Below are 10121 nucleotides of genomic sequence, written 5' to 3'. Positions count from 1 at the left end.
AGGGCGTAGGTAATAAACATAAATACAAATTAGTATAAATGCCATAAAATACAAAAAGCCTCTCATTACTGAGAAGCTTTTGTGCCAGGAGCGGGACTTGAACCCGCACGAACTAATGTTCACAAGATTTTAAGTCTTGCGTGTCTACCAATTTCACCATCCCGGCTAGAATGACTGTAGGTGTCAAAAAAATAAGTGAGCCTTATGCTCACTTATGATTAATTTGAGCGGGAGACGAGGTTCGAACTCGCGACCTCAACCTTGGCAAGGTTGCGCTCTACCAGCTGAGCTACTCTCGCTTTTCCCTCAATGGGATTGCAAATTTAACAGGCAGTTTTTAAAATACAATAGCAATGCATAAAAAATTTGAAAAAATTATGCAGCCTGATTTTTCATTTGCTCTTTTAGTGCTTTTGCCTCCTGTCTATTCTTTGATTTTTTAATATGTTTTGGCACTGGTTTCAAGTCCCAAATCAGTCCTAGCATTGACATAAATTTTAGACCATAGTAAGTAAGATCAATTTCCCACCAAAAAAATCCTTGTCTGGCTGAAGATTCATAATAATGGTGATTATTATGCCATCCTTCTCCTAAAGTCAATAATGCCAACCAAACGCTGTTTCTAGATTCATCTCCTGTTTCATAACGCTGATTCCCAAATTTGTGCATAATGCTGTTAATAGAAAAGGTAGCATGATACAAAATGATTGTGCTTAAAAAGAAGCCGATAAACAGCGTAGAAAACCCAGCTGTTGTGAACATTGCTAAAATGCTACCTCCGTTCACTATTCCGCCTAGAGCCATAACGGTAATCGCTAAAATAACAGGCGGCACTAGATAATTTTTGTTCAACCATCTTAATTCCGGGTATTTACTGTAGTCAGAAATTACCTTGAAGTCTGTTTGCTTAAAATCAGATCCAATAATCCAGCCTACGTGTGAATACCAAAATCCAAAATGCAACATGCTATGCGGATCTTTCAATGTATCACTATTTCTATGGTGATGACGATGATGAGAAGCCCACCATAAAGCCCCCTTTTGAGCAGAAGTCTGTGCAAAAAACGCTATCAAAAACTGAAACCAACGGGAAGTATTATAACTTCTATGGGCGAAATATCTGTGATAACCGCCTGTTACCCAAAACATTCGCCAAACATATAGGAAAGCACAAACTGTCCAATCGAACCATGTTGCACCTGTCCAAATTGCACCCAGAGGCAATAAATGCACTATAGCAAAGCTAACTTCCTTTTTCCAAGTGCCTTTTTTTCGAATTTTTAAGTTTTCTTTTACTGCAACTGCCATTTGTAATAATGTGTAATTAATAGATAAGACAAAGATAAGACTATTCCCTTTTTAATCTTGAAAAATCAAAACGAATTGATTTCCAAAATAGTTCTTATTGAAGAAAGGTTCTCTGATTTATTTTTCATTGTAGCTTGAGGGGACCAATCGCCAATACAAGTTAACAGAACAAAAAGCACTTTGCTGATTGAGGGTATTGCCATAGCCCACATATGCTTCTAGCATCAAATCAGCATTAAAATAGTGACCCACCCCAATATTTGCGTAGTTGTTCCACGCTAATTCTCCATATTGTCCATAGAATTCAAAGATTATATCCAGAGGATAAGGCACAGTAAAAGTGAGCCCTGATAAATACACTAGATTAGCCTGCGGTTCACCATTTCGCCAATTAAGCCCTAAATTATTCTCCCATGCCAGAAAACTATCAATACTATGTTCGGATATTCCCAAAATTTGAAAGCTACCTAATAGCTTCCCTAACTCGTTTTTTGAAAAGCCCACATCTGATTTTAACGAGTAGTTAGGAGCTATTTTTGTTTTAAATCCAGCAGTTACATTTGATAATCCGTTTGCTCTCCGCATTTGGTCAGAAACGAAAGTTTGTTCTCTTGTAAAGTTGTAGCTGAAGGAGAGGTCTAGGTTTTTGAGTGCCCCATATTTTACCAAACCATATTGTGAAACTTGTTGATCAATTTTATTTATGCTGTTGATCTGTCGCTCGAAATTAAGACCGTATTCAACTTGGATGACGTTTTTTCCGACAAAATTCTTTCCTCCTGAAAAAACCAAAGGCTGAAGTTGTTGTGCACTAACCCTCGCTGAAAAGAGCACCAAAGAGAAAAATATCAAATAGGCCTTCATGAACTAACTCTATTTCATTTCATCTGGTCTAAACCTAGTGATTAGCCTGTAGGAAATTCCTGCTGTAAGAAAGTAGCTTTTATAAGGATAGTTTTCCCCCCACCCACCATTTAAATCAATTAACAAATCCTTGCTGATATTATAACCCAAACCAATATCAAAATAATTATTGATTCCAGAGCGGACAAAATCACCATAGCTCTCTGCAATGAATGATAAGTTATTAGTCAAGGACAAGGAATAACTAAATACATAAAAACCTCTGGGCTTGCTATCATTACCGTTCCAAACGCCACCCAAATTGGTGGTCAAACTCGAATTCCTTCCCAACTTAGTATTATACATCAAACGAAATCTCGGCGCTATGTACCTAATTTGATAGTCATTTCCTCTCAATCTGGTCTCAATCCCCACTTGAAATGCCATGTTATCATTGATTTTTGTCCTTGCTCTAATTAGGCTAGTATTTAATCCATTGCGAACTATTGATTCTTCACTGTCACTCAAGTATTCAATGGAATTAATGTGATTAATAACGGCACTTATTTCAAAACGCTCACGAATTCCAAAGCGAACAACAAGATTTTCTGATACGTTATTAATATACCAGTCAGAGGTATCGGTTAAATTATCAAATTGAATTCCTGCCTGAAACTGTAGAATTCCTTTTCCAACAGTTCCCGCACCATTTGCAGCTCCTGGTCTTGCTGTTGCAATGCTTTCGCTATATTGACCTTGACTCAGAAAGGGCAGGCACATCAAGATTAAAAGGCATAATTTTTTCATTTTATTGATAGAAACAATTGTTTTTTCTCTCGGATGGAATTTGTTTGCTCCAATGATTCCTGAAATTGTGCATCGGGCTGGTCAATTATGGCAGCAGCTTTTTTTACCAAATATACAAATTCTTCCGATATGGCTATTGCCTTATATTTATCGTTGGAAGCTGAAATCTCTTTCTTAATAGTTGGATATATCTCGTTTATAATTGCATTATAGATTTCTCCTTGCTCATTTACTACTATTAATTTTTTGCCGAATAAGGTCTTTTTCGATCTAGAATAATTCTCTTTAAGCCAAGCTATATTTCCTTTTACTTTTAAATTGGCTAATTTTTGATTTAGCAATAATTCTGTGTCATATAAATCATCCGAATACGACCAAACCTCATTATTAAAATCCACTGCTGAGGTTACCAAAGAATCATACCATACAATCTTATTGGATAAGTTTCCAAAATTAGCAGTTTGCTTTAGTAGTTTTGAATATTGCTGGCCGTAATCTTTGCTGTAATCATAATTCATCATCAAACTATCAAAATCTATTTGCAATGAGTCTGTTAATAATTGAATTTCACTTTCAAGCAAAAGATTGAGCGGCAGGGTAGTTTTAGCGACAAGGAGCTCTTGATAAATTGCTCGCTCTTTTTCCTTTATTGCCTTATAAGTGTCTGCCTCTAAACTATTGATTTCAGCGCCATCTAAATCGTATTCTTTAATTTCACTCAATTCCCCATTTGAATTATAGTATTCAAACACGCCAACTTTATTGTTTTCTTCCTTATACCCTAAAGACTTCAGTGTTGAATCCGGGTAAAAAGTGGTAATTTCGTAAACTCTGTTTAATGCTTGTAATGATTTAGGCAAATCTGCTTTAGCGGTTTTTAATTCTATATGTTTTGCGACATTGCCTTGATCATCATATACAGTTTTTAGAACTTCCGCCCCCTTTCTATATTCAACTGTAGTTTCAAGTTTTCCTTTTGTATTGAAACGCTTCCATTTTCCTATTCTAATATCCGCCTGCTGTGTTCCACTTTCTTTGATAGTTCCGTTGGGAAAAAAGATGGTCGTTTCAGTAGTATTATCGGATATATATTTATTTTCTTTAAGTAAGTTTCCGTTGCTGTAGAGCTTATCTGCAGTTTCATGTCCATTATCAGCATAAACTGAAACCGAATTTATTTGACCATTTTCAAAATACTTCCACTCTCCTGTTTTAGTTATTCCCCATTCTTTTTGAAGGTATCCTGAAATGGTCGCACCGCCTTCGGAAATTTTGTTTTTGTTATTATCATAATTTGTAACAATTGGAATACCTCCCTTTTGATTGAACAGAATAGTCTGACTTATTTGGCCAGATTGGAAAATCTCCGCTTTACCAGTAGGATGGGCAGGGATATCTTGTCCTTTGTAGTTGAAAGTCAAATCGACATAATCAGATTCATTATTTTTAGCAAAATTGATTTTTTTAGATGGTAAGTCTTGAGACTCGTATAGGACAAATTCTTTCACTAATTCATTTTCATCGAAAACAGCTGTAAATTTTACAGCCCCTGTATTGCAATCATAAACAATCAAGTCTTGATGATATTTATTTTGACCATTTTCAATGTACCTAAAACCTATTGCTGCAATTTGATTTTGTAGTTCTACTTGCGATAGTTCACCACTGTATTGCGATACAGTTACTTCGTCAATGCACATGATTCTTAGTTTATCTAAGTTCTGGGCATTTAGTTGGATAGAGAATAGTACTATAAAAGGGAGTAAAAGTATTTTATTCATAAAGGAATATCGTTAAAATTTATGCTGAGATGTTAGAATCTGAGTTCGTCAAATATGTGCTTTCAGAAACCTTATGGATAATTTTCTCTAAATCGTTTGCGGACTTTTTGAGATGATTTAGTATTAATTTTCCACTTTCATCGACTGATTCAAAATCAAGTAAATTCAACAACCCTAAAATGGATGCTAGTGGAGCCCTCACTTCATGAGCATTTATAAAGGCTATATCGTCTAATTTCTTTTCTGAGACTCTAATTCTTCTCTCTAGGTTCACCTCTGCAGTAATGTCTGTTGAATTTAGAATTACCCCAACAATAATTCCTCTGGAATCTGCAACAGGCTTCAATTCCATATTCACAATTTTTTCGTAGCCACTTAAATTTTTAAATGATCTACAAAATTTTTGCTTCTGGCCATTCTTTGCTTTTTGGAAAAAAGCTTTGAAAGTATTCGAAAAACTATTCCCAAAATAATGGTGCATAGTTTCATCAAGCCTTAATTCTTTATGAGTATACCAAGACATAAATTCATATGCGGTTGCATTGAATTCGATTACATTTCCATCCAAACCAATTAAAATATTACCCTCATCAGCATCATTAAATATTGCCTTCATCCAGCTTTCCGTAGTCTCTTTCTCGGTAATCATGCTTTGCTGCGACTCTCCTACAGTTGCTAACAAATTAAAACCAATATACCTGCCATTTTCATCTCTAGAAGGAATTATATTGGTGTGAAACCAAGAAGCCTTGCCTTCTACATTTGGCAGGGCAAAATTACCATTCCATGATTTTTGCTGACGCAGTAAATAATTTAATTCATCTCGAATATAATCAGGCAGCTCATCGCATAGATGTTGAAAGAAATTTAATCTATCTAAATCTATCCGATCAAATCCTGTTACTTTAAGGAAAGTCTCATTCGCAGAAAGCACATCAAAATTTTCGTTCAGAGACAAAAGCACCACATTTTCGGACAAATAATCGATGGGGTCTTTTTTTGCCTTTTGTGTTTGTTGAATATTTATTACTTTTTCCATAAGATTCTTTAAACAGAATAGATACCATAATGTTTAGATATCTACTTTTACTAGCCTCTCACTATTGTACTTAAACTATACTGGAGAGGCCAGTCAAAGACAATTTTCAAGAAAGAAAGTTTTAAATATTCTTTTCGCTATGCTTTTAATAGGTAATGAATTAGGGGCAAAATCACTTTTTTACGATGAAATTAAAATTATAAAAACCCATTATTTTGCTTAAGGCATTTTATGAATGACTGTTGCCGTTCTTCTAAGAGGAATTGATATGTGACTTCTACTTTAATTTACTCTTTAATTCATTCAGTTTTAGGAGTGCCTCCACTGGTGACATGGAATTAATATCCAGTTTATCTAATAAATCCTTAATTTCAGAAAGGACAGGATCTGCTTCAAACATATTCAACTGATAATTATTTTTTGGGACCTCATTCATTCTTCGATTGGCTTTATCACGGATTTTATCTTTCTCCAGGTGATGCATAATTTCATTGGCTCGAAGTACCACTGGATTAGGCATTCCTGCTAAATGTGCTACATGAATACCAAAGCTATGCTCACTTCCTCCCTTTTTTAATTTTCTTAAAAAGATTATTTCTCCATCAATTTCCTTTACCGACACATTAAAGTTTTTAATCCTTGAGAAATCATGCGCCAATTGATTTAATTCATGATAATGCGTAGCAAAAAGGGTTTTGGCTTTAGATTTTGGGTGGTTATGTAAAAATTCCACTATGCTCCAGGCAATGGAAACACCATCGTAAGTACTAGTCCCTCTTCCGATTTCATCCATCAAAACTAAACTTCTATCAGAAAGATTATTGAGAATGCTGGCGGTTTCCGTCATTTCTACCATAAAAGTAGATTCACCTTTAGAAAGATTATCAGAAGCTCCGACTCTTGTAAACACTTTATCCACCAGACCAATTTCAGCTGATTTTGCCGGCACATAACAGCCCATTTGTGCCATCAACACAATCAATGCCGTTTGCCTGAGTAAAGCTGATTTACCCGCCATATTTGGACCCGTGATGATCATGATTTGCTGCGTCTCATTATCCAAAAACACATCATTAGGAATATATTCTTCTCCATGTGGCAGTTGTTGTTCTATCACTGGATGCCGACCTAGTTTGATATCTAAAGTAGTATTCTCAGTAATGAAGGGTTTTACATAATCATTGGCTGTAGCGATTTCCGCAAAGCTCAATAAACAATCTACCTGCGCCACAATTCTGGCATTCTGCTGTATAGGGCTCACAAAATCCATGGCATTTTGCAGCAGGCTTTGAAATATTCTTTGCTCTATCACCACCATTTTATCTTCTGCACCTAATATTTTTTCCTCGTATTCTTTCAGTTCTTCCGTAATATATCTTTCTGCATTCACTAAAGTTTGCTTCCTGATCCATTCCTGCGGCACTTTATCTTTATGTGAATTAGTCACTTCTAAATAGTACCCAAAAACTTTATTGTAAGCCACTTTGAGAGAAGTAATCCCTGTTTTTTCCATTTCCCGCTTTTGCAATTGAAGTAGATAATCTTTCCCTGAGAACGCTATTTTCTTCAGCTCATCTAAGTCATGGTCCACGCCTTCTTTAATCAAATTACCTTGATTGGTCAGCAAAGGAGCATCTTCCATTAATTGTGCGTCAATCAATTCATAGAGGAACTCACATAGGTTTATTTGATTGGAAAGTTTTTTCAAAGCTTGCTCTTCGGATTCATCCAGCGCTTTTTTCAATGGAATCATTAAGCCCAAGGCTTTTTTTAGTTGATTCAGCTCCCTCGGATTGACCCTTCCAACAGCCACTTTTGAAATCAATCTTTCTACATCGCCCATTGATTTTAAGGAAGCGCGCAGACTTTCTGTTGAGTCGGGATGTTTGTGAAATGATTCCACTACTTGAAGTCGTTCATCAATCACCGCTTTATCTTTCACCGGTAAAACCATCCATTTTTTAATTTGGCGAGAACCCATAGGGGTGAGCGTTTTGTCTAAAATCTGAATCAGAGGAATCCCTCCTTCTTGTTGAGGGTAAACCAATTCAAGGTTACGGATAGTGAATTTATCCATCCACACATATTTTTCCTCCTCAATTCTAGAGATAGAAGCAATATGGTCAATCTTTTTGTGCTCGGTTTCTTCCAAATAGTGAAGAATAGCGCCCGCTGCAATTATTCCTTCCTCTAATGATTCTATACCAAAGCCTTTTAATGAATTGGTTTTAAATTGCTTTGTTAATTTTTCGTAGGCAAAATCGAAAGCATAAATCCAATCTTCCAGATGATGGACATTATAATCATCTGAAAATCTGTGCGAGAAATGTTCTCTGGCTGATTTAGAATAAATAATTTCCGAAGGTTGAAATCCCTGCAGTAATTTATCGATGTAAGAGGCGTTTCCAGAAGCAGTCATGAACTCACCGGTAGAGATGTCTAAAAAAGCGACCCCTAGCGTATTCTTGGAGAAATGAATAGATGCTAAGTAATTATTTCGACCTGTTTCTAATACGTTATCATCAAAACTAACACCTGGAGTTACCAATTCGGTTACTCCTCTTTTGACAATTCCCTTTACAGATTTCGGATCTTCCAATTGATCGCAAATGGCAACTCTATGCCCTGCGCGCACCAATTTTGGCAAATAGTTATCCATCGCGTGATGAGGAAAACCAGCCAATTCAATATGTGACGCAGAGCCGTTTGCCCTTTTGGTCAGGATAATATTTAAGACCTTGCTCGCTTTGACAGCATCTTCCCCAAAAGTTTCGTAAAAATCGCCCACACGAAACAGTAAAAGCGCACCTGGATATTTGGCTTTTATCTGATTATATTGTTTCATTAAAGGGGTTTCCTTTGCTTCTTGAGTCTTCGCCATGCTTTTAGGGAAATGTTCTTAGTTTTGCACTTCAAAGATGATAAAATATGAGGAAATTAGCCAATGAAGAATTAAATCGATTGGAAGTTGATGAATTCAAAAAGGTGAAGAAAAACCCAATCGTTTTAGTGTTGGACAACGTCAGAAGCATGAATAATGTAGGTTCTGCCTTTAGAACTGGGGATGCATTTTTAATCGAAAAAATTTATTTATGTGGTATTACCGCCCAACCTCCTCATAGAGAAATTAATAAAACAGCTCTGGGCGCTACAGATACCGTGGAATGGGAGCATTTCGAAAATACGCTTGATGCAGTTGAACAACTAAAAAAAGAGGGTTATCAAGTTTTAAGCGTTGAACAGGCAGAAAACAGTTTAAGTCTGGAAAAATTCACGCCTAACCCTGATGAAAAATATGCTTTTATTTTCGGAAATGAAGTATATGGAGTAGAACAGGAAGTTGTGGACAATAGCCATCATTGCTTGGAAATCCCTCAATTTGGCACCAAGCATTCTTTGAATATATCTGTTAGTATAGGTGTGGTACTTTGGCATTCTGTTTTGAAGGGTGGGATGGTGAGATAAGTTTAAATCATTCTCTGGTATAGCAAAACACCCCTATAATCCCCTCAAGGGGATAGATCTCACAGATTCAGATTACTAAATATTGAAAACAAGCAGTAGGATTACCCTAAAAAGAAAAATGATGTTTTGTGATTCAGAACTTCAAATCGAGCGTTACATAAAAATTTCTTCCAGCTGACGGGATTATTCCAGGGCCGGGATATCCTGTTGCCCTTCTGGTGAAATAGTAATTATTGGTTAGGTTATTAATTCCTGCTTCTAGCTGAGCAAATTTGTATTTGTATTTTGCGCTTAGGTCCAATACATGAAAAGCAGGAATAATACCATCCACACCGGTTGCTGTTCTTTCTGCATTTGTTGCTTCAGTAAACTGTTCACTTAAATAGGTGAATTGCATTGTGGAAGAAAAGTCACCCCATTTATAATTTAAACCTGTTTTAATATTGATGTCAGGAACTAGTTCAACCTTATTTCCGGCTATCGAACTCTCCATATTTTCTTCACCATATCGACCTCTGATAAATGCAGCATTTAAAAAGGTTGAGAATTCATGAATGGGCCTAGGGTTCAAAAATTTGCTCCAGTTCATTTCCGTATACGATTCGAAGCCAGCAATTCCAGCATTACCCACATTAGTTCGAAACCTGTAGATTCTAGGAAAACCATCAATTGCATCATCATATCTTAATAGGGCTCCCAATCTGTTATTATATGCTAAGTAAAACAAACTCCAATCAAAGTTTAAGAAGTCACTGTAATTTCCTCTAAAGCCTAAATCAGCATTGTACCCACTTTCATCCTCTAAGTTTGGATCTACCAAAATATTGGTATTATTCACTCTCAAATCATTAAAATTAATGCCTCTATAATTCATCGAT

At 36.1% G+C, this 10121-nt stretch carries 7 protein-coding genes, 2 tRNA genes and 1 pseudogene; 1 reads left to right on the top strand and 9 read right to left on the bottom strand.

What is annotated here, in order from left to right:
* Nucleotides 1-82: 82 nt before the first annotated feature.
* From B9Y84_RS20125 to mutS, 8 genes are all read right to left on the bottom strand, one after another.
* Nucleotides 83-166, bottom strand: a tRNA-Leu gene (locus B9Y84_RS20125).
* Between the two features lie 60 nt (nucleotides 167-226).
* Nucleotides 227-299 (bottom strand) — tRNA-Gly (locus tag B9Y84_RS20120).
* Nucleotides 300-375: 76 nt separating this feature from the next.
* On the bottom strand, nucleotides 376-1308 hold the full coding sequence (locus B9Y84_RS20115; protein WP_085519201.1) for an acyl-CoA desaturase: 933 nt from the start codon (nucleotides 1306-1308) through the stop codon (nucleotides 376-378).
* A 117-nt stretch (nucleotides 1309-1425) separates the two neighbouring features.
* Nucleotides 1426-2172, bottom strand: a complete 747-nt coding sequence (locus B9Y84_RS20110) for a hypothetical protein (protein WP_085519200.1) — start codon at nucleotides 2170-2172, stop codon at nucleotides 1426-1428.
* A 9-nt stretch (nucleotides 2173-2181) separates the two neighbouring features.
* The gene (locus B9Y84_RS20105; RefSeq protein WP_085519199.1) at nucleotides 2182-2958 is read right to left on the bottom strand and encodes a transporter; all 777 of its coding nucleotides are present in this window, start codon (nucleotides 2956-2958) and stop codon (nucleotides 2182-2184) included.
* Complete coding sequence (locus B9Y84_RS20100) at nucleotides 2955-4739, bottom strand: toxin-antitoxin system YwqK family antitoxin (protein ID WP_085519198.1); 1785 nt, start codon at nucleotides 4737-4739, stop codon at nucleotides 2955-2957. Before B9Y84_RS20100 ends, B9Y84_RS20105 begins: the two co-directional genes overlap by 4 nt.
* Before the next feature lie 19 nt (nucleotides 4740-4758).
* Nucleotides 4759-5778, bottom strand: coding sequence for a PAS domain-containing protein (locus B9Y84_RS20095; RefSeq protein ID WP_085519197.1), 1020 nt, complete (start codon nucleotides 5776-5778; stop codon nucleotides 4759-4761).
* A 277-nt stretch (nucleotides 5779-6055) separates the two neighbouring features.
* Entirely contained in the window at nucleotides 6056-8659 is a 2604-nt protein-coding gene (mutS, locus tag B9Y84_RS20090) for a DNA mismatch repair protein MutS (protein ID WP_085519196.1), read from the bottom strand.
* 47 nt (nucleotides 8660-8706) lie between these two features.
* Here mutS and B9Y84_RS20085 point away from each other — a divergent pair, with 47 nt between their 5' ends.
* Nucleotides 8707-9243 (top strand): RNA methyltransferase, encoded by a 537-nt coding sequence (locus B9Y84_RS20085; RefSeq protein ID WP_085519195.1) that lies wholly within the window; start codon nucleotides 8707-8709, stop codon nucleotides 9241-9243.
* Nucleotides 9244-9376: 133 nt separating this feature from the next.
* On the opposite strand, the pseudogene B9Y84_RS20080 reads toward B9Y84_RS20085, so the two are convergent.
* Nucleotides 9377-10121: pseudogene (locus B9Y84_RS20080) on the bottom strand (TonB-dependent receptor); the annotation flags it as partial.

The sequence above is a fragment of the Marivirga sericea genome (assembly GCF_900177665.1).
GTDB lineage: Bacteria > Bacteroidota > Bacteroidia > Cytophagales > Cyclobacteriaceae > Marivirga > Marivirga sericea.
This window is presented reverse-complemented; position numbering and strand designations above follow the sequence as displayed.

What these genes read in the sequence shown, in the direction of transcription:
- B9Y84_RS20095 (WP_085519197.1), bottom strand. Translation starts at nt 5,778, where the DNA reads ATGGAAAAAGTAATAAATATTCAACAAACACAAAAGGCAAAAAAAGAC.
- B9Y84_RS20110 (WP_085519200.1), bottom strand. Translation starts at nt 2,172, where the DNA reads ATGAAGGCCTATTTGATATTTTTCTCTTTGGTGCTCTTTTCAGCGAGG.
- B9Y84_RS20105 (WP_085519199.1), bottom strand. Translation starts at nt 2,958, where the DNA reads ATGAAAAAATTATGCCTTTTAATCTTGATGTGCCTGCCCTTTCTGAGT.
- B9Y84_RS20085 (WP_085519195.1), top strand. Translation starts at nt 8,707, where the DNA reads ATGAGGAAATTAGCCAATGAAGAATTAAATCGATTGGAAGTTGATGAA.
- B9Y84_RS20115 (WP_085519201.1), bottom strand. Translation starts at nt 1,308, where the DNA reads ATGGCAGTTGCAGTAAAAGAAAACTTAAAAATTCGAAAAAAAGGCACT.
- B9Y84_RS20100 (WP_085519198.1), bottom strand. Translation starts at nt 4,739, where the DNA reads ATGAATAAAATACTTTTACTCCCTTTTATAGTACTATTCTCTATCCAA.
- mutS (WP_085519196.1), bottom strand. Translation starts at nt 8,659, where the DNA reads ATGGCGAAGACTCAAGAAGCAAAGGAAACCCCTTTAATGAAACAATAT.